At 57.1% G+C, this 18,720-nt stretch carries 16 protein-coding genes; 4 read left to right on the top strand and 12 right to left on the bottom strand.

Translation table 11 applies throughout. The features are described from left to right. Positions 1-28: 28 nt before the first annotated feature. Positions 29-1,072, top strand: coding sequence for a sensor histidine kinase (locus tag ACYVHX_RS25185; protein ID WP_460674466.1), 1,044 nt, complete (start codon positions 29-31; stop codon positions 1,070-1,072). On the opposite strand, the gene ACYVHX_RS25180 is transcribed toward ACYVHX_RS25185, so the two are convergent. From ACYVHX_RS25180 to ACYVHX_RS25150, 7 genes are all read right to left on the bottom strand, one after another. Continuing rightward, positions 1,069-2,553, bottom strand: coding sequence for a cellulase family glycosylhydrolase (locus ACYVHX_RS25180; RefSeq protein WP_460674465.1), 1,485 nt, complete (start codon positions 2,551-2,553; stop codon positions 1,069-1,071). The two genes, ACYVHX_RS25185 and ACYVHX_RS25180, sit on opposite strands and share 4 nt — an antisense overlap. Continuing rightward, positions 2,537-3,781: an MFS transporter gene (locus ACYVHX_RS25175; RefSeq protein WP_460674464.1), complete on the bottom strand. Its 1,245-nt coding sequence runs from the start codon at positions 3,779-3,781 to the stop codon at positions 2,537-2,539. The genes ACYVHX_RS25180 and ACYVHX_RS25175 overlap by 17 nt, the downstream gene beginning before the upstream one ends. A gap of 116 nt (positions 3,782-3,897) precedes the next feature. Continuing rightward, on the bottom strand, positions 3,898-5,196 hold the full coding sequence (locus tag ACYVHX_RS25170; protein WP_460674463.1) for a Gfo/Idh/MocA family oxidoreductase: 1,299 nt from the start codon (positions 5,194-5,196) through the stop codon (positions 3,898-3,900). A 111-nt stretch (positions 5,197-5,307) separates the two neighbouring features. Beyond that, a complete protein-coding gene (locus ACYVHX_RS25165) occupies positions 5,308-6,078 on the bottom strand; it encodes a 3-ketoacyl-ACP reductase (RefSeq protein WP_460674462.1) in 771 nt (256 codons plus the stop codon). Beyond that, entirely contained in the window at positions 6,075-7,220 is a 1,146-nt protein-coding gene (locus ACYVHX_RS25160) for a Gfo/Idh/MocA family protein (RefSeq protein WP_460674461.1), read from the bottom strand. The genes ACYVHX_RS25165 and ACYVHX_RS25160 overlap by 4 nt, the downstream gene beginning before the upstream one ends. A 63-nt stretch (positions 7,221-7,283) precedes the next feature. Further along, positions 7,284-8,147 carry a sugar phosphate isomerase/epimerase family protein gene (locus ACYVHX_RS25155; RefSeq protein ID WP_460674460.1) on the bottom strand — a complete coding sequence of 288 codons (864 nt, stop codon included), beginning with the start codon at positions 8,145-8,147 and terminating at the stop codon, positions 7,284-7,286. Beyond that, positions 8,144-9,526, bottom strand: a complete 1,383-nt coding sequence (locus tag ACYVHX_RS25150) for a glycosyl hydrolase (RefSeq protein ID WP_460674459.1) — start codon at positions 9,524-9,526, stop codon at positions 8,144-8,146. The genes ACYVHX_RS25155 and ACYVHX_RS25150 overlap by 4 nt, the downstream gene beginning before the upstream one ends. Before the next feature lie 266 nt (positions 9,527-9,792). Here ACYVHX_RS25150 and ACYVHX_RS25145 point away from each other — a divergent pair, with 266 nt between their 5' ends. Next, positions 9,793-12,435, top strand: coding sequence for a vWA domain-containing protein (locus tag ACYVHX_RS25145; RefSeq protein WP_460674458.1), 2,643 nt, complete (start codon positions 9,793-9,795; stop codon positions 12,433-12,435). Positions 12,436-12,475: 40 nt separating this feature from the next. Continuing rightward, positions 12,476-14,452: a C1 family peptidase gene (locus tag ACYVHX_RS25140; protein WP_460674457.1), complete on the top strand. Its 1,977-nt coding sequence runs from the start codon at positions 12,476-12,478 to the stop codon at positions 14,450-14,452. Positions 14,453-14,597: 145 nt separating this feature from the next. Here ACYVHX_RS25140 and ACYVHX_RS25135 read toward each other — a convergent pair whose 3' ends face one another. The 5 genes from ACYVHX_RS25135 to ACYVHX_RS25115 form a co-directional block, all read right to left on the bottom strand. Next, positions 14,598-15,029 (bottom strand): YopX family protein, encoded by a 432-nt coding sequence (locus ACYVHX_RS25135; RefSeq protein WP_460674456.1) that lies wholly within the window; start codon positions 15,027-15,029, stop codon positions 14,598-14,600. 162 nt (positions 15,030-15,191) lie between these two features. Continuing rightward, complete coding sequence (locus ACYVHX_RS25130) at positions 15,192-16,529, bottom strand: type IV secretory system conjugative DNA transfer family protein (RefSeq protein ID WP_460674455.1); 1,338 nt, start codon at positions 16,527-16,529, stop codon at positions 15,192-15,194. Positions 16,530-16,555: 26 nt separating this feature from the next. Further along, positions 16,556-17,359: an NIPSNAP family protein gene (locus ACYVHX_RS25125; protein WP_460674454.1), complete on the bottom strand. Its 804-nt coding sequence runs from the start codon at positions 17,357-17,359 to the stop codon at positions 16,556-16,558. Between the two features lie 98 nt (positions 17,360-17,457). After that, the gene (locus ACYVHX_RS25120; protein ID WP_460674453.1) at positions 17,458-17,844 is read right to left on the bottom strand and encodes a DUF1801 domain-containing protein; all 387 of its coding nucleotides are present in this window, start codon (positions 17,842-17,844) and stop codon (positions 17,458-17,460) included. Between the two features lie 11 nt (positions 17,845-17,855). Beyond that, positions 17,856-18,206: a winged helix-turn-helix transcriptional regulator gene (locus ACYVHX_RS25115; RefSeq protein ID WP_460674452.1), complete on the bottom strand. Its 351-nt coding sequence runs from the start codon at positions 18,204-18,206 to the stop codon at positions 17,856-17,858. An 81-nt stretch (positions 18,207-18,287) separates the two neighbouring features. Here ACYVHX_RS25115 and ACYVHX_RS25110 point away from each other — a divergent pair, with 81 nt between their 5' ends. Continuing rightward, positions 18,288-18,692, top strand: a complete 405-nt coding sequence (locus ACYVHX_RS25110) for a DoxX family protein (protein WP_460674451.1) — start codon at positions 18,288-18,290, stop codon at positions 18,690-18,692. Positions 18,693-18,720: the final 28 nt, after the last annotated feature.

Genomic DNA, 18,720 nt, shown 5'->3' with positions numbered 1-18,720 from the left:
GCAATTTCGCCGGATCTTTCAGCATCCTTTGCTTCGGTTCTCCAAGCGACGCATCTGGATATTTGTGGCCCTGGTTTCCTGGTCAGCCCCGCTCGGGATTTACAACTGGTTTGGCGACCGGTTTTTTTCCGACTGGCGCATCTGGCTTTCCACCACGGTTTTTGCCTACGTGGTGTGCCTGACGCTGCTGGTTGTTCAGGAAAACCTGATCTTCCGGATCATGAAGCGGTTTCCCGAAATCCGGCAGACGCTCACGCGCATTGTCCTCGAATTTCTGGTGTTTCTTGCCACCATCAGCGCATCCACCCTAATTCCTTTCTACACCTATCAGCACGTCGAATTCCTGAATTTTCACCCCGAACAGATCGCGACCAATAACCTCTGGCTGGCGGCCTGTACCATTATTCTTTTCATCGGATTGTACGAAGGACTTTACTCGCTGACGAAGTGGAAGGAAAACAGTTTGCAGGCCGAAATCTACAAGCGCGAGGTGCTGCTGAACCAGCTGGATGTGCTTAAAAACCAGATCAATCCGCACTTTCTGTTCAATAGCCTCAACGCCCTGTCCAGCCTGATCAGTGAAGACGCCCGGCAGGCGGAACAGTACGTGGACGAGATGGCGCGGGTGTACCGGTATTTGCTGCAAACCAACGAAAACACCCTGACTTCCCTCGAAAATGAGCTGGATTTTATCCAATCCTATTACCACCTGCTGAAAATGCGCTACGGCGCCGGGGTGCTGCTCACCATCGATGTTCCGGGGGATTTTCTCCCCCGGCAATTACCGCCCCTGACCCTGCAGTTGCTGGTCGAGAACGCCGTTAAGCACAACCGGGTTCAGGCCACGAATCCGCTGCAAATCCGCATCGAACTGACGCCCGACGGCTGGCTGCGGGTGCGCAATAACGTGCAGCGGAAAACCACCAAAGTGCTGTCGAATCAGGTCGGGTTGAACAACATCGCGGCCAAATACCGGCTGTTGGACGAATCGGAACCGCGGATTACGGAGCAGGACGGTTTTTTCATCGTCACGCTTCCGCTGCTGATTCCGGCGGCCATCCCGAACTCTTAACGGGCTTTCCCGCCGGCCGCTCGAATCACGACTACTTTCTCGTTGGGCCCTTCCGGAACCGCCAGCCGCCCGTTGGTTACGGTTGCGGTTTTCAGTTTTTGTCCGGTCACCACATCCGTCCACTCGGCCCGGTACGAACCACTTTTCAACCTCAACTGCAGGTCATAGGGCTTCACGGCCAGCGGTTCGTAGTAGATCAGCCATTCCGATTTGCCGTTGCCAAGCGCCTGGGTCGTGGCGCCCGGGGCCACCGCCACGACGGCCGGGTCCGGTTTTAATTGCACAAAATCGAGCGTTTCGAAAAAATTCTTCAGGATTTTAAACTGGGCGCGCAGGGTCGGACTGCCCCCGCCGGGAGCTTTGTAGATCGTATCCTGCCCGGTTTCGGAACCGACGGAATACGAATAATCGAGCTGGTTGAACAAACCGCCCCCGGCCATCAGAAACCGCCAGGCCTGCCGGCGGTAGGTGGCATCCGCGCGGCCGGCAAACCCGGTTTCGTTGAAGCCAATGACCCGGTTCAGGTGGTAATTTTCCGTGACCGCTTCCGGCAGGGCGTAGTGAAAGGTAAAAATGGAAATGTTCGGATCGGCATCCGCAATCGGGTAATGAAAATTGCTGACGTTCTGCGATATCAGGTGCCGGTTCGGCAGCCTGCTTTCTTCGTCCCTGATCCACTGCGCAACCCGCCGGTGCCAGGCATTCGAGCGCTGCGACACCACCTGCAGGGTGGAACGCCAGTCATTGTCGGGGCCGTACTCGTTGCGCATCCGCGTGATGTCGGTCTGGTCGGCCCAGGGTTCGTTCTGAATTTCGAAATACAGGTTATCGAACCCGTTCAGCTCCCGCACAAGTTTCCGGACGTAGGTCTCCTGATGGGCCAGCAAATTGCCGTTTTCCAGCGTGTTGACCCATTGCGAGCGAATGCTGTCGGTTTGGTTGACGTTGTTTCGGGGATTCAGGGCGCTGTAATTCCAGCCATCGGCGTAATGCGCCGAAAACAAATTGATTTCCACAATGACCCCGTTCCGGCGGGCCTCGGTCATGAAATTTTTCAGCCGCTCGAAATACGCCGGGTCCCACTGATTCAGATCGAACCGGGCTCCGCCCAGCGCATACCCGGCTTCGCTGCTCCGGCGCCAGGGCAAGACCAGACGCCCTTCCGCCGGAGCCAGCGTATTTTTCATAATGCCGAAATCGCCCAGTTTTTCCACGTACGCGCCCGCGAACAAGCGGGTCGTGTTCATGCCGTCGGCCGCCGTGGCCCGCAAATACCGGCTGTAATCGAAGTCCAGGTTGACCACCGAACCGTAATGTTCGCCCGAGCCAATGAGCAGGATCGGTTTATTCTGGTACTGAAAATAATGGGGATTCTGCGGGTGCAGCCGAAAACCGCCCCCCGCCTTTTGCGCCCGGACGGCCGGTTTTGAAACCAGCAGCCCGGCCACCAACAGACCCAAAAGCCTAGTCCGTTTCCACATAATTCAGCTCCTTCTTAAAGGTTTCTTCCATGAAATACAGCGCCGTGAACGCCAGGACGGCCGTTAACAGGCCCACCCAGAGCGCGCTTTGCAGCGTACCGATCTGCGCTTTTCCGTATACAAACAGGGAGGTCAGCGGAATGACGGCCCCGCGCACAAAGTTCGGAACCGTGGTGGCCACCGTGGCCCGCAGGTTGGTACCGAAAAGCTCGGCGGCAATGGTCACGAACAACGCCCAATACCCGTTGGCGACGCCCAGCAGAATACACACCAGGTAAAACGCATTCAGATCCTTCATCGGAATCAGCAAATACACCAGCACGAACACCAGCGAGAGGGCGATAAAGCTGCCAATTACTTTCTTGCGGCTTTTCAGGTACTGGCTCAGCAGCCCGCTGGCAATGTCGCCAAAAACCTGTCCGGTAAAAGTCAGCATGACGGCCTTGCCCGCCACCACCGGCTCCGATAAGCCGATGGCCTGGCCGAATTCCGGCGAAAACGTTACCAGAATCCCGACCACAAACCAGATGGGCAGGCCCACCAGAATGCACTGAATGTATTTCCAGAACCGCTTCGAATTGGTAAACAGCATGGCCAGATCCCCCCGTTTCACCTGCCGCTCCTTGACGGCTTCAAAAACCCGGGATTCGAAGATGTTGATGCGCAGCACCAGCAGCAGCAGGCCCAGGCCACCGCCCACGAAATACGAAATCCGCCACTGGAACAGGTCGGCCACAAAATACGCCATGATGGCCCCCAAAACGCCCATTGTGGCGACAATGGTGGTGCCGTACCCCCGAATTTGTCGGGGCAGGACTTCGGTCACCAGCGTCACCCCGGCGCCCAGTTCGCCCGCCAGCCCCACGCCGGCCACAAACCGCAGGGCCGCGTACATGGGCAGGGTGGTCACCAGGCCGTTTCCGATATTGGCCAGCGAATAAATCAGGATCGACCCGAACAGGACCGAAAGCCGACCGCGTTTGTCGCCCATCACACCCCAGAAAATACCGCCCAGCAGCATCCCGGCCATTTGCCAGTTCAGTAGCGCAATGCCTTCGGGCAAAAGCTGGTCCCCCTCCACGCCCATCGCTTTCAGGCTCGGCACCCGAACCACGCTGAACAGAAACAAATCATACATGTCCACCAGGTACCCCAGCGCGGCCACAATCACCGGCAATTGAAGCAATTGACTACTCAGGCTTTTCTCGGTTTTGGGTTGCTCAATCATTTTTTCGGTTAAGGTTTACAGTTTACGGTATACGGTTTTCGGTTGCTTACGCATTGGATTCATTCGTCCTTTTCTGCTGGTCAGCCCACCGAAAACCGTATACCGTAAACCGAACGTTATACTTGCTTCGGCAGCGCGTAGGGCGACCGGTATTGGCGGCTCAGGTGCGAATTGGCCTCTGAATCGCTGATGAATTCTTCTTTTTTCGGGTCAAACTTCAACTGGCGACCCAGGCGGTAGGCGATGTTGCCCAGGTGCGCCAGACCCGACGACAGGTGGGCGGTTTCGACCGGGCCGTTCAGCTTCGCTTTATCCCGCGACCGAACCGCTTCGATAAAGTTCAGGTAGTGATCCCCGCCCGCGTGGCCCGCCGGTCCGGGGGTGCGCTCCTTGCCCAGAAATGTTTTGTAATCGTTGTAGCCGTTGATGACCATGTAGCCTTTGTCGCCGTAGAACAGGTTGCCCACTTCCACGCCGTCTTCCTTGTTGGTCATCCAGGGGCGCACTTCAAACTGAATCACCTTTCCTTCTTTCGGATAATTGTAGGTCGATGTCAGCACCTCCGGCGTTTCTTTGCAGTCTTTCCAGAGGTATTTGCCGCCCGTCGAGCTGATCTCTTCCGGCAGGCCCACGTCCAGTCCCCACATCGCCAGATCGGTTTCGTGAATGCCCTGGTTGCCGATGTCGCCGTTGCCGTAATCCCAGAACCAGTGCCAGTTGTAGTGCACGTAATTTTTGCTGAAGTCCCGGGTTTTGGCCGGTCCCTGCCACAAATCCCAGTTCAGTCCCTCAGGAACCGGTCCGTTGCCCTTGTTTCCAATGTCGGGCCGCCATTTGTAGACCAGTCCCCGCGCCATGTACACCTTTCCGATCAGGCCGTCGCGCAGGTGCTTGATGGCTTCCTGAATGGCCGTGGAGCTGCGCAACTGCACGCCGTGCTGCACCATACGGTTGTATTTCGACGCGGCTTCGATCAGTTTCCGGCCTTCGCGCAGGTTGTGCGTACCCGGTTTTTCGACGTACACATCCTTGCCGGCCTGACACGCCCAGATGGCCGCCAGCGCGTGCCAGTGGTTGGGCGTGGCAATGCTCACCGCGTCGATGTTTTTGTCTTCGTACACCTTGCGCAAATCCTGCTCGGTTTTCACCTTGCGGGAATATTTTTTCTCGAATTCGGCCGCCCGCTCAGCCGCAATGACGTTATCGACATCGCAGAGCGTGACAACTTCCACGTTGGGCAGGGCGGAAAAACCGGAAATGTGGCTTTGCCCGCGCCCGTTGACGCCGATGACGGCGACCCGGACGCGGTCGTTGGCCCCGAAAGCGTGGGCCGGAATGATGGTCGGCAAGCCCAGCACGGCCAGGGAGCCGGTGGCTGCGGTTTTCAGAAAGGTTCTGCGGGAGTCGTTTTGCATTTTTTAGGGAGTTTAGGAGAATTATTACCTGTTAGTTCACAGAGTTGATCGGTGGAAACCAGCGGTAATCAGAGAAGGTCTGATGTTCTCTGATTACCGCTGTGAAACAACTCAAAGCCGGGGAATCGTCATGCCGCCATCGACCATGATGACCTGCCCGGTCGAGTACGGGAAATCGCCCCGGGCCAGGGCGGCCACCACCCGGCCCACATCGTCGGGAAAGCCCCAGCGCTTCTGGACCGTCAATCCCTCCTCAATCAGTTTATCGTATTTTACGACCACCCCGGAGGTCATGTCCGTCCGGATGATGCCGGGCCGGACTTCAAAAACCGGAATATCGAACTCCCCCAGCCGGGCGGCAAACAACTGGGTTGCCATGCTTAACCCGGCTTTCGCAATGCAATACTCGCCCCGGTTGACGGACGCGACGGTTGCGGAGATCGAGGATACATTTATTATACTACCCGCAAATGCCTTCTGTTCAGCCTTTTGTTGCACCATCCAGTTGGCTGCTGCCTGCGTCAGAAAATACGCCCCCTGCAAGTTGGTCGATACCACGTGCTCAAAACTTTCCTCGGTTGCTTCCAGAATATCCCGGCGCTCTTTCGGTGCCACCCCGGCATTGTTGACCAGCACGTTCAGCCGACCGAAATGCGACCGGATCTGCTCCACCATGCGCGAACGATCGTAGCGGGAAGCAATATCGCCCTGGCAATAGATGACCTCAGCCCCCAGTTCCCGCAAGCCGCTGAGGGCCTCGCCAACGGATTCTTCCGGCCGAACGCCGTTGATTGCCAGATCAAAACCGGCTTTCGCCAGGTGCTCCGCAATTCCGTATCCAATGCCCCGGCTCCCGCCGGTTACAAACGCTACTTTTTTCATAATTCCGGAATATCAACCCAGCAGCGTTTTTCCCAGCTTTCAATGCCTTTTTCGGCCAGTTGAACGCCTTTGGCCCCCTCCCGCAAATCCCAGGGAAACGGCTCATCTTTCACGATGTGTTTCAGGAACAGCTCCCACTGCACTTTGAAGGCATTATCAAAAACTTCCTGCTCCGGCACTTTGGCCCAGCCTTCGAAAAACTTGATCGGCTGCTCAATATCGGGGTTCCAGACCGGTTTGGGCGTGTTGCCGTAGTGCTGGATGTAGCACTCCCGCAACCCGGCCACCGCCGAGCCTTTCGTACCGTCGACGTGCAGCGTCAGCAGGTCGTCGCGCCGAACCCGCGTGGTCCAGGAGGAGTTGAACTGCGCCACCACGCCCCCTTCCAGTTCAAAGGTCGCATAAGCGGCATCGTCGGCCGTGGCCGCATACGGTTTTCCCTGCTCATCGATGCGTTCGGGAATGTGCGTGGCGCCCAGACAGGACACGGATTTCACCTTACCAAACACATTGTCAAGCACATAGCGCCAGTGGCACAGCATATCGACGATGATCCCGCCGTCGTCCTCCTTGCGGTAGTTCCACGAAGGCCGCTGGGCCTGAATCGTGTGCCCTTCAAATACCCAGTAGCCAAATTCGCCCCGAACGGACAGGATTTCCCCGAAAAAGCCGTTCTGAATCAGGCGTTTCAGTTTCAGCAAACCGGGTAGCCACAGTTTATCCTGCACGACGCCATTCTTCAGGCCGGCAGCGGTGCAGAGATTGTACAGTTCCAGGGCCACCTCCGTGCTCACCGCCGTCGGTTTTTCGCAGTAAACGTGCTTGCCGGCTTCGACGGCTTTGCGGACTCCCTCGGCCCGGCGCCCGGTGGTCTGGGCGTCGAAATAAATGATGTTATGCGGATCGGCCAGGGCTTCATCGACGTTGGTCGTCATTTTCGTCACGCCCGACTGCTGGCAGAGTTTTTCGAGTTTATTAGCATCGCGGCCCACCAGAATCGGGTCCGGCATGATGACCTCATCCGCTCCGACTTTCACCCCGCCCTGCTTTATAATGGCGGCTATGGAACGCAACAGGTGCTGATTCGTACCCATTCGGCCCGTAACGCCGTTCATGATAATACCGACTTTGTGTTCTTTCACTTGTAATGAATGGTTAGATGGCTGTATGGTTGGATTGGTTCACTGGCTAGTGGTTACCCGGTTTCAGGAATGATACCGATACCCGTATTTTATTTTCTCTAGAAACTCGGTCTGGTCTTCCGCCCAGTAGTGATGGGAAAAGATTTCAACTTCGTTAAACCCGCTAAACCCGGTTTTTTCGACCCAGGAGCGGATCTGGCGGATGTCGATGCAGCCTTCGCCCATCAATCCCCGGTCGTTGAGCAGGTCGAGCGTCGGCGTTTTCCAGTCACAGATATGAAAAGCAAACAAGTGGCCGTTTTTACCGCAACGGACAATTTCCTGTTCCAGCGTCGGGTCCCACCAGAGGTGGTATACATCGACGGCTACGCCCACAAACGGCGAATCCAGCTCCTCCGCCATGTCGTTGGCCTGCCCCAAGGTATTGACCGCCGAGCGGTTATCGGCGTACATCGGATGCAGGGGCTCAATGGCCAGCCTGACGTTGCTAGCTTCGGCATGGGGCAAAAGGGCGGCAATTCCGTCGCGGATCTGCTTGCGGGATTCGGTCAGCGGCTGACCCGGCGCGGCTCCGCAGACCAGCACAACGTGCGGAGCCCCCAATTCGGCGGCTTCGTCGATGGCCCGGCGGTTGTCGTCGATGGCCGCCTGGCGACCGGCCGCATCCGGATGCGGAAAAAAACCGCCCCGACAGAGCGAAACCACCGTCAGGTTATGATCGCGAAGCAACTGGCCGGTTTGCTGAATGTTTCGGTTGGCCAGCGCGTCCCGCCAGACCGTGATGCCGCCAATGCCCGAACGGGCAAAATGCTCGGCCGCTTCCTCCACCGACCAGGGTTTGGTGGTGATCGTGTGCACGCAGAGTTTGGAAAAGTCCGTGAACGAGGGTTCGCGGGCCGAAGCTGCGGTTTGCGGATTCTCGTTCATGACAGCGCTCCGAAAAAGGTATAGTACTTCTCGTTGTTCAGAACCCGCTGGAGGTACAGGGCTGCTTCGCGGGCGTGGTAATCACCCCACATGCTCGACTCGCCGTACGGAATTTTGCTACCTTCGGGCACGTAGTCCCAGCCGTTGGGCCGGTGGTAGATCGAATGCAGCAGCAAGCCCTGGTGGTCCGGATCGGTGCTCAGATACGGTTCCTGAAACAGCGTATCTAACACCGTTAACCCCGCTTGCCAGTACCGCAGCCCATTTTCCTGTTCTCCTTTTTCGGACAGGTATCTTCCCAGACGGAGCAGCCCCTGCGCACCGATGGCGGCTGCCGAGCTGTCTACCGGCTCAAAATCGTTGTACGGATCGGCGGGTTTGTCGAGGTAGGCGCCCATGTTGGCCAGACCCGGCGCGCCGGTGTCCCAGTACGGAATTCCGTTGACGGGCGTGTGTTCGATGTAAAAATCGCAGGTGGCGCGGGCGGCTTTCAGCAGGTACGCTTCGATGACCGCCCAGCCGCCGAACGGTTCCAGCTCGGTTTTGTCGATCGTATCCAGGTATTCGAGCTGTTCAGCAAAACCGCACATGGCCCAGGCCAGTCCGCGCGTCCAGGTCGAAAAACCGGTATAACCCTGCTGCGAGTTGGGGCAGCGGAAATTGCCGTCTTTGGTGTTGAACACGCTTTCGTGGGCGGTGCGGCCCCAGAGGTCGTACGTGTCGCGCCCCTCGCCGTAAAAAACCGAGTAGTCGGCCGTCGCTTTCATGTGCTGCAAACCGCGGTCGAGCAGGTTGATCACCACGTCGCCTTCACCCTGGAAAACGTGACCCAGGCTGTGGCTCAGCACCACCGCCCGGCACGACCGGATGGTATCGACAAAAAGCGAATGCGGCCCGTTGAACGAGTGAATGAAGCCCCCGGTTTTGACGGCCGTCCAGCGGTTGGCCTGCACGGCCCCGGATATCTTCAGCGCCAGTTCGTAAAAATTCTTTTCCCACTCATTGAAGGCAATTTTACCCTCGTTCATGAGCCGCAGCAGGTTGCCGTAGGTGCTCACGTTGTTGAAGCCGTGGTCGTGCACCCCCGTGTGACTGATGTGCGGAGCCATCACCGTGAGGGTCTTTTGCCGCCCCGTTTCCAGAAAATGCGTGTCGCCGGTGGCATCGAACTGGAGAATGGACGAGCCAAACTGAAAGCCCTGGGTCCACTCGGTCCAGCCGCGGGTGGTATACTGGCCCTGCACCGTAAAAACCGGGGATCCTTTGGCGGTATCGTACTGGCGGTCAATGAGGTTGATCTTTTGGGCGGATAGCTCCCAGAACTGCTGAAGTCGGGTGGAAAAGTCAGCCGGTTGAAGGGCGTTGTTGATTTGAATCATGGATCAGGAAATCGGAAACCGAAGAAATAGCCTTTGAATTACCGGTATAAGACAAAACCGCCCCCGACTTACCGCTTTTGGCGGAAAATATGTTCCGGAAGGCGGTTTTCAGAATTTTGGAGATTTGATCAATTTTCCAGAAGGATTTATTTTCACCCGCGGTCAATCACCCGGTTTTCGGACGTAGAAATACGGTTTTTCGTAAACGGTATCGCGATCTTGCCGCAAAGCGCCCAACTTGCGGACCGGTTGATTCTGAAACAATTATGCACACCACCTGCTTGCTAGCCCTGTTTTTTCTGACGGTTTTTGGATCGGCGTACGCCCAGCGCAATCCGGCCCCGCAATCCCTGAATCACTACGTGGCGTTTCTGGATCAATCGGCCGAGCTGGTGTCCGACCGGATGCAGATGCTGCATCCGTACTACGAAGCGACCCGGCAGTTCCGAACCAAACCCACGACGCTCCTGCGGCTTCCGTCGTCGGGACCGCTGGAAGAATTTTACTACCGAAGAGCCGTCGACCTCACCCACTCGGGACTCAGTGCCGCCGAAAGCCAGCACCTGAATGCCGAAGCCGAAGCCCTCTGGCACCTGCTCGAAACGCTCGATGCATCCGGGAAGGCGCTGGAAACCTACGTCCGGCTACAGGACTACCAACGCGACGGCTTGAAAAAATCGGATGCGCTGCTCGCCGATCTGCAAAAGCAGGCGGGCCAGATCAGCCGCAAACGCGAGGCTTTTTACCGCCAGATTCAGCGAATTTACCGCCAGTATCAGCCTTACGACCCCAGCGATCCGTATCTTGAACTGGAACGCGAAATGGTGCAGATTTTGAGCCGGGAGCAACAAACGCTGGCGGCCTGGCCGTATGTTCTCAACGAAGAAAGTCCGTCGGCCTGGCCGGTGGACAGCCTGCGCGAAAGCATGCTGAAGGATGTGGAATGGCTGGCCGGTTTTGGAAAAAATGCGTCGAAAATTGCCTACCCGGCTTCCAGCATGATCGGCTCGTTTCGCAGCGCGCTCCAATCCATTCAGGACCTGAAACAGAATGCGGTGAACGGTTACACGTTTGCGGCCCGGCAGTCGGCGCGGCACGGCAACGCGGTTTACCGGAACCTGCTCAATCATTACAACAACGATTTGCGGGCGTTTTACCAGACGTTTGTCACGTCCAGCGCCCCGCACAAACGCCTGCTCGATTACCCCAAATTCGCCCCGGTTTTCGTCCTGGAGACGGTGGGTGCCAGTGCGTCAAAAACTACGCGCACGGAGCCGTTTCGGGACCTGCCGCTGGTGGTGTTCAACACCAAACCGTCGGTTCTGCCCGCCAGCGACGCCACCTTTCACGCCCTGAATGCCTACATCGACTTCATCAACGAATCGCTGCGGCAAATGAACCTCCTCCAGCTTCAGGTGCGGAACTACCAGTCGTCGGCGGAATATTGCCGCAATCCGGACCCCAATCGGCGCCGGGCTCCACTCACCTACGACCACAACGCCTTCCACGTTCCGGCGGCCGACTACCAGCTTCTGCTGACGAACAGCAAGGCCATTCCGGTTACTTATCGGACACCGATCAACAGCCAGGCCGAGGTGCTGATGAACATGCTGAAGGAAATGGATGGCCTGAGCATCGAGCTGATTGGGTACACGCAGGAGAAAGGGTATGAACAGGACCGGCTGAACCGTTCGGATGAAATTCTGGACCGGTATGCGGTTTTGTTTGACCTGTTTGACCAGAAAAAGGAGCAGTTGTATACCGATGTCCGGCGGATTCACGAAAGTTATAAACCGGCAAATCCGGCCAGTTCGTGGCACGTGGCCGGACAGGCGCTGCTGAAAGCCATCGACGACGACCGGGCGGTTTTGTTCGGGGTGCGGGATTTCATGAAGGAAGAAACCACCGACTTGCCCCAAACCGACAAGATCCTGACTCACAGGCGAAACCTGATCACGGACGAATACAAAAACCTGAAAGGACTCCCGCGTTACGGGCGCAGCAACGGCCTTTGTCCGTATACGCCGTACGAGGATGTGGCCGAAAACTCCGGTCAGTTTGCCGAAAAAGTAGCCCAGATACAGCCAATTTCTCCGAAAAACCGGTCGTACGGCGCGCATCCGTACGAATCGTTTTATTATTTCTACAACGGACAGTTGGTGTATCTCTACAACCAATTCAGCGCGCTGGCCCGAACCGGGGTGCTGAAGATGGTCAACCAACCCAATCTGTTTGCGTTTCAACGACCAAGCACCGTCAAACCGGAGCGCGAAGCCGCACCCCGCCTTGAAAAAACGGAACCGCCCGCGCCGATGCCCGCCAATCCGGCCCCGGCGCCCACCGGGGCCGCACCCACGCTGACCGGTTTTGCAACCAACAACCTGGTGCTGCTGCTCGATGTCTCGGCCTCGATGGAATCGCCGTTCAAACTTCCGTTGCTCAAAAAAGCGATCAAATCCCTGCTCCCCCTGCTGCGCCCCGAAGATCAGGTGTCGATTGTGGTGTATTCGGGCAAGGCCAACGTGGTGCTGCCGCCGACTTCCGGGGCCAAAACCGCCGACATCATCCAGGCCATCGACCAACTCCGCTCCACCGGTGAAACCGACGGCAACGAAGGCATTCGGACCGCCTACAAGGTGGCCGATACCCATTTTATTCCGGCCGGCAACAACCGGATCATTCTGGCCACCGACGGCGAGTTTCCCATCAGCGAAAAGACGTTTGAATCGGTCGGTCAGTTTGCCCGGAAAAGCATCAACCTAAGCGTGTTGACGTTTGGCCGAACGGTGATCAATTCAGCCAATTTAAGAAAATTGTCCACCGCAGGGCAAGGTAGTTACGAACACGTTACGGAAGAAAAAGCGCAGATCCAGCTCATTCTCGAAGCCCAGGCCCGCAAAGCGCCCTAGCCCCTCCATTCTACCGCTTACCTTTTAACGCATCAAAAAAATGGCGACCCCTACCCCAATTAGCACAAGCGAATTCAACGCCCGGCCCGACACGCTCGATTTTCGGGATAAAATTTACGTTTCCAACCTGTACGAAGTGCCGGTTCGCATCGACCTCGACGAGTACAAAAGCTGGAAGGTACCGATTCTGGATCAGGGCCAGGAAGGGGCCTGCACCGGTTTTGGACTCGCCACCGTCGCCAATTACCTCCTGCTCCGGCGCAAAGTGGTGCCCGATCCCAAGCCCGTCAGCCCGCGGATGCTCTACGAAATGGCCCGGCGCTACGACGAGTGGCCGGGCGAAGATTACAGCGGTTCGAGCGCGCGCGGGGCCATGAAAGGCTGGCATAAACACGGTATTTGCGCGGAAGATTGCTGGCCCTACCAGGCCACCGGCAAAAAAGAGCGACTCACCGAAACCCGGACCCGCGACGGTCGGCTGCGGCCGCTGGGGGCCTATTACCGGGTGAACCACAAAGATTTGGTGGCGATGCACAGCGCCATGGCCGAAGTCGGTATTTTGTACGCGACGGCCTCGGTTCACGAAGGCTGGCGGAACGTTCAGGCCGACGGGTTGATCGCCCATTCGGGGCAGGTGCTGGGCGGTCACGCCTTTGCGATCGTGGGGTATAATCAGACCGGTTTCTGGATCCAGAACTCGTGGGGGCCAACCTGGGGAAAAGACGGTTTTGCCCTGATTTCGTACGACGACTGGCTGGTGAACGGAACCGACGTTTGGGTGGCCCGGCTGGGCGCACCGGTGACGCTGGCCGAACCCCAGTCCATTGCCATCAGCAATTCGGCCGCATCCGGCAAATCAAACGCCTACGCCTTTTCGTCGCTGCGGCCCCACATCATCAGCCTGGGCAACGACGGACGGTTGAACGAAGGCGGCAGTTTCGGCACCTCCGAAGCCGAGGTGGAAACGATTTTTCAGGACGACTTTCCGGCGATGACGAAAAACTGGACGAAGAAACGTTTACTCCTGTACGCCCACGGTGGGCTGGTGGGCGAAGATGCCGCCGTGCAGCGGCTGGCCGACTACCGCCCCGCCCTGCTGGATGCCCAAGTGTACCCGGTTTCGTTCATCTGGCACACGGATTTCTGGACGACTACCACCAATATTTTACAGGATGCCTTGAAACGCCGTCGGCCCGAGGGGATTCTGGACGCCAGCAAGGATTTTATGCTCGACCGGCTGGATGACGCGCTGGAACCGGTGGCCCGCGCCGTGATGGGCAAGCTCCAGTGGGACGAAATGAAGGAAAATGCCCGGCTGGCGACGGCAAAAAACGGTGGGGCGCTGCTGGCGCTGGAACAGATTGCCCAACTGGCGAAACGGGAAGAGATCGAAATTCACGTGGTGGGCCACAGCGCCGGGAGCATTTTTCAGGGGCCGGTTATTGAGCTGCTCACCAATACGTTCGGGCTCACGGTCGAATCCTGCACCCTGTGGGCTCCGGCCTGCACAGTTTCCCTGTTCAAAGAGAAGTATCTGCCCGCGATTAAAAGCAAAAAAATCAAACGGTTTGCGCTTTTTACCCTGACCGACGAAGCCGAACAGGACGATCATTGCGCCCGGATTTACAACAAATCACTGCTGTATCTAGTGTCGAATGCCTTTGAAGCCAAACCCCGCATTCCGTTGTTGCGTCCGAACGGCGAACCCATTCTGGGGCTGGCCCGGTTCATCGACAAGGCGCTGAATCCCAATGACGGCGATTTTTTCGATCCCGAACTGGACAAACTCTTCAAGTCGAAACAGGTGGACTGGATTCAGTCGCCGAACACCGAAACCAAAGACCCCCGCAAACGCTCGACGGCCCGTCACCACGGCGATTTTGACGACGACCGACCGACGGTGGAAGCCACCCTGGCCAGGATTCTGGGCAGTCCAAAACCGGACGTCGCCAAGGAACTCGTTTTCACGCATTCGGCGTCGTCGAACCGCGAAAAACGCCAGCAATTGATGAACTGATCCGGTTTCGGGACGACGGCCGGACGGGCGGTTGCGACGAGCCGGTTTTTTCGACCCGGCAGCCAACAAAAAAGCTTGCAGGCGCCGGCTTCGGTTGGAAGGGGCACGTACAAGCTTCTTGGTTATCAATTAATTGGGCGTCCGCTCAGGCCGCAGCCTGCACCAGAAATCGCTGTTCGAGCAGTTGCGGAGTTTCGTACCGGTTGCCGAGCACCCGCAGCTGCCGGGCGTGGAGGGCGCTGAGCGAAAACGCCGGAAACTCACCGGAACCGAGGGGTTGGAACAAGGCATACCCGCAGCGTTGACCCGACCAGCCAATCTCGAAAATCCGACCGTCCCACTCCACCAGATCACATTCGTACAGCAAAATTCCCTGCCGGTCCGACTGCCCAATGGTGCGCATCAGCCGCCAGGAAACCGTCGTCTGGTCGGCTACTTCCTCCGTCGGCGGCTCTTGATTGACCGTTGCAATGGCTTCCTGGAGCCAGATGGATAAGTACGGTTCCGGGGTCATGGGCAGCCCGGTCAGGTAAAGCATTTTCTGGCCGTCCCAGATGCGGGATTGGATTGGTTGCATCGTCCTATTATATTTTAGTTATACTATAATACCTAGCAAATATATGTTATAGAATTAACAATAGGAAACCAAAACCCACTTATTTATATCATTACTAACTATTTTGAATTTACTTTTTCCAAAAAACCGGGACTTCCGGTTCGGTTATCCAACAAAAACCGGCTACATCCCGGAACCGGCCGATTTGCCATTCATCCGGCTACGCAGGTGCAGGGGATTGGCATCAAACCGCCCGGCAAACTGGGGGTCAGTCAGGTAATCCATCCGTTTCGAAAAAATCGGCTGGCTGTCGATCAGGACCAACTGTTCAGTGTCCGTCAACTGGCGGATTTCGTTGGCGGGAACGCCGGTAAAATCCTCGATCTTCCGGGCTACTTTGAAGTTTTTACAACCGAAAAATTGCAGCACCCCACAGTTATTCATCAGCGTTTCCCAGTCGTCGGGATAATTCGCCACCAGTTGCGCCATGTCCTGCCAGATCGTCCAGCACTTCAGGCCGTAGCCCCGGCAAAGCGTGATGATGCTCTGCAAATACGTAAAATTGCCCAACTGTCCGGCTTCGTCCAGCAAAAAGAGGGTTTGCAATTCCGGAATGGATTCCCGGCTGGTGACGGCCCGCAGCAGCACCCCCACCCACACCTTGATCAGCGCCCGGTGTGATTTGATCTTGTCGGGCGGCAAAATGATGTAGATGGAAATGGGTTCACCCGCCCGGAAATCCAGCAGCGAAAAACTCGAAAGGCTGGTCACTTCGGTAACCTGTTCGCTCAGTAAAGGCGACAGATACGCGTTCACCGTTGCCAGCACACTCGGGCGGGTTTCGCGCTCGGGCATCGACAGGTAAGCCGCCAGCTGGTGGTAAGTGGCCCGGGGCAGGTTTTTCCCGTGCGTGTCCAGAATGACGGCAATGTCGTAGTCGACCGAGTTGGAAAACAGCACTTTCCGAATGGATTGCAGCGTGCGTTCTTCGGGCGGCAGAATGGTTACGACGTAGCCAATCACTCCGGCCAGCAGCATGCAGGCGGTTAGATCCCAGAAGGGTTCGCGTGTGCCCCGGCTGCCGTTGGAAAACAGTTCAGCCAGCATCTGGGCTTCGGTTTCCACGTCCGTATTGGGCAGCTTGAACAGGTCCAGCATGTTCAGGGCGTCGGTTTCCGGGCCGTTGATGTCGAAGGGATTCAGCCGGATTACGCGCTGACCCATTTCGCGCCGGGCCCGGGCCGTCACCTGGTAATTTTCGCCTTTTGGGTCGAGCACCACCACCGAACCGGGATACGTCAGCAGGGTCGGAATCACGACGCCCCGCCCCTTGCCCGCACCCGTGGCGGCAATGGTCATCAGGTGCGCCGTGCCATCGTAAAAAATCCCCTCCGGCGCGGGCGTCTCGGGAACCGGCTGGTGTCTGGACGACCGAAAACCCAGAATTTCGTGCGGCCCCCGGCGCTTTGGTTCCGTCGATTCATAGCCCAGTTGCACCGAACCGGTATCCATTGCCCTCATTGCGGTAGAAAGAGAAAGTAAGCGGTTTAGATTTGCGAAAAAGCCGTCGGCACCAGAAACGTCCGGGTGATGTTCGACAGGATGCGGGCGTTGGCGTATTCCGGTTTCGCGCTGATTTTCTTCCATTCCGGATCACTCCCGAAGGTCTTCCAGTTCTGGTCGTGTTCGGCCATGTCGTCGAAGGTCAGCATGTACGTCAGGTTGGGGCGCAAGGGCCCAATCAGGGTCTCGCCGAAAAAAACCGGCGTCAGGCCCACCCGTTTGAAAATGGCAATTTCACCGCCCTCGTTGAACATTTCGATTTTCTTTTGCCCGGTCACCTCGGTGGGGCTTTCGTAGCGACGCAGTTCAAAAATACGCGGTTTTTTCGCCGGCGCTTCCAGTTTCGGCATGTAGGCAAACGCCTTGAGCAACGAACTTTCAATGCGTTCGTAGGCGGGTTCGGTGGCCGTTGCGTTCAGGTAATCGGCTCCGGCCTGCTGGTAGGCGGCATCACGGGCCAGTAAATCGGGCGCTTTCAGGTAAGCGTCCAGCGACGGATACGGAATCAAGGCCACCAGTTTCGTAAAACCCTGCGCGAGATACTCCGTAAAGACGCCGATCGTCTGGCTGCCCAGCCGGTTGAGGGCCGGAATGGCGGCCTGCTGGAAATAGGTTTCGACCAGCTTCTGCTGCCGACCGTTTTTTAAGGTATAAACCCGGAGTTCATAAAATTCCGGAGCCGGATTTTGAGCAGAATTTTCCGGGGTGGCTGCCGGATCCAGGGGATTCAGAAAACCGGCCGCCGAGCCCGTAAGCAGGGAGGCTTTCACAAAGTTGCGTCGTTTCATTCGTGTGTGCAGGAAATGGCTTCAATTCCCCAGCAAGAGTCACCCGGTTTCAAATACTACTGGTTCGCAACCCGGTTTTTCTGGTAAAACCCGGTGAATCAGGCCTTATTTTTTTTGGCAAGTGCCACGTAAGCGTTCAGGATTCTTCCGAGTTCTTCCCGGCCCGCTTCCACCTCGGCGCTGCTGGCGAAATACATGATCCGCCGGTCTTTGTAGTCGCCTTTCAGCCAGTCCGATGCAATGTCCACGATGGCTGGGTGGTGGAAAATCAGGCGGATTTCCTTCGCCGAATGGAAGTTGAACGTCAGCAGATCGGCTTCGGTGTAGTAGCTCGGCGCGTTCCATTTGATGCGTTCGCTAAGCTCCGGACTGGCCTCTTTAATGCGCTGCCGGAGCGTTTCTACCTCCGCCTTCAACGGGTAATCGAGCGCGGCCATGAAAGCGGCCACTTGGTCTGATTCGGACGGTTTTGCCGGTTTTTTCATGGGCGGTTTCGTTACTGGCCTCGTATTTTCTCCCCGTGGCTGGTGCCCCAGGCGTGTAATTCCATCATCACCTTTTTGAGCGTATAGGAATACTCCGTGGCGACGTATTCAATCAGAAGATGGTCCCGGACGATGCGCTGGATCAACAGATGCTCCTCCAGGTCCTTCAATTCGTTGGCCAGCACCTTCGGATTGATGTTGGGAAGGCTCGTTTCAATTTCCGTAAACCGCCGGTTTCCCTGCATGATGGCCGTCAGAATGATAATTTTCCATTTCCCGCCGATCACCTCCAGCGCATCGCGAATCGGCCGCATCTGGTCCAGGCAATGGAGCTGTTTGGTTGTGCCCTCCGTTAAAATCATGGTGCTTACGTGCAGGTAACCGCCCGCTTTTTTGAAGGCAAAAGTAGTGACCTTTGCGGGACCAACCAACTGCGTATTCCCATGATCCGCCACCGCCACCCCTCAAAACCGCTGCACATCGCTTTATGGACCGTTCAGATTCTGCTGGCGCTCCTCTTTGACGGCACCGGCCTTTTCAAACTCGTTACTCCTATTCTGACGCTCGCCGGAATGTGGCCCTGGGCGGGCGACTACCCGGGGCTGGTCCGGTTGACGGGCGTTCTGGATCTGGCGGGCGGCATCGGCCTGGTTTTGCCCATGTTCACCCGAATCAGGCCGGGGCTGAGGGGTCTGGCGGCTCTGGGGTGTGCGGCACTTCAAGTTTGCGCCATTGGGTTCCATTTCGCCCGCGGGGAAGCCGCCAACACTCCCTTCAATTTGGTCCTGCTGGCCTTCCTTCTTTTTGTTTTCTGGGGCCGTCGCAACCCGGCCCAAATCCGGTCGTGATGAAAAACCGGGTGTTGAGCTCAACACC

Source organism: Larkinella ripae (genome assembly GCF_054780775.1).
This window is presented reverse-complemented; position numbering and strand designations above follow the sequence as displayed.

Coding starts and splice junctions, on each gene's coding strand:
- ACYVHX_RS25165 (WP_460674462.1), bottom strand. CDS start 6,078: ATGAAAAAAGTAGCGTTTGTAACCGGCGGGAGCCGGGGCATTGGATAC.
- ACYVHX_RS25150 (WP_460674459.1), bottom strand. CDS start 9,526: ATGATTCAAATCAACAACGCCCTTCAACCGGCTGACTTTTCCACCCGA.
- ACYVHX_RS25145 (WP_460674458.1), top strand. CDS start 9,793: ATGCACACCACCTGCTTGCTAGCCCTGTTTTTTCTGACGGTTTTTGGA.
- ACYVHX_RS25175 (WP_460674464.1), bottom strand. CDS start 3,781: ATGATTGAGCAACCCAAAACCGAGAAAAGCCTGAGTAGTCAATTGCTT.
- ACYVHX_RS25110 (WP_460674451.1), top strand. CDS start 18,288: ATGATCCGCCACCGCCACCCCTCAAAACCGCTGCACATCGCTTTATGG.
- ACYVHX_RS25180 (WP_460674465.1), bottom strand. CDS start 2,553: ATGTGGAAACGGACTAGGCTTTTGGGTCTGTTGGTGGCCGGGCTGCTG.
- ACYVHX_RS25120 (WP_460674453.1), bottom strand. CDS start 17,844: ATGAAAAAACCGGCAAAACCGTCCGAATCAGACCAAGTGGCCGCTTTC.
- ACYVHX_RS25130 (WP_460674455.1), bottom strand. CDS start 16,529: ATGAGGGCAATGGATACCGGTTCGGTGCAACTGGGCTATGAATCGACG.
- ACYVHX_RS25125 (WP_460674454.1), bottom strand. CDS start 17,359: ATGAAACGACGCAACTTTGTGAAAGCCTCCCTGCTTACGGGCTCGGCG.
- ACYVHX_RS25115 (WP_460674452.1), bottom strand. CDS start 18,206: ATGATTTTAACGGAGGGCACAACCAAACAGCTCCATTGCCTGGACCAG.
- ACYVHX_RS25140 (WP_460674457.1), top strand. CDS start 12,476: ATGGCGACCCCTACCCCAATTAGCACAAGCGAATTCAACGCCCGGCCC.
- ACYVHX_RS25135 (WP_460674456.1), bottom strand. CDS start 15,029: ATGCAACCAATCCAATCCCGCATCTGGGACGGCCAGAAAATGCTTTAC.
- ACYVHX_RS25170 (WP_460674463.1), bottom strand. CDS start 5,196: ATGCAAAACGACTCCCGCAGAACCTTTCTGAAAACCGCAGCCACCGGC.
- ACYVHX_RS25155 (WP_460674460.1), bottom strand. CDS start 8,147: ATGAACGAGAATCCGCAAACCGCAGCTTCGGCCCGCGAACCCTCGTTC.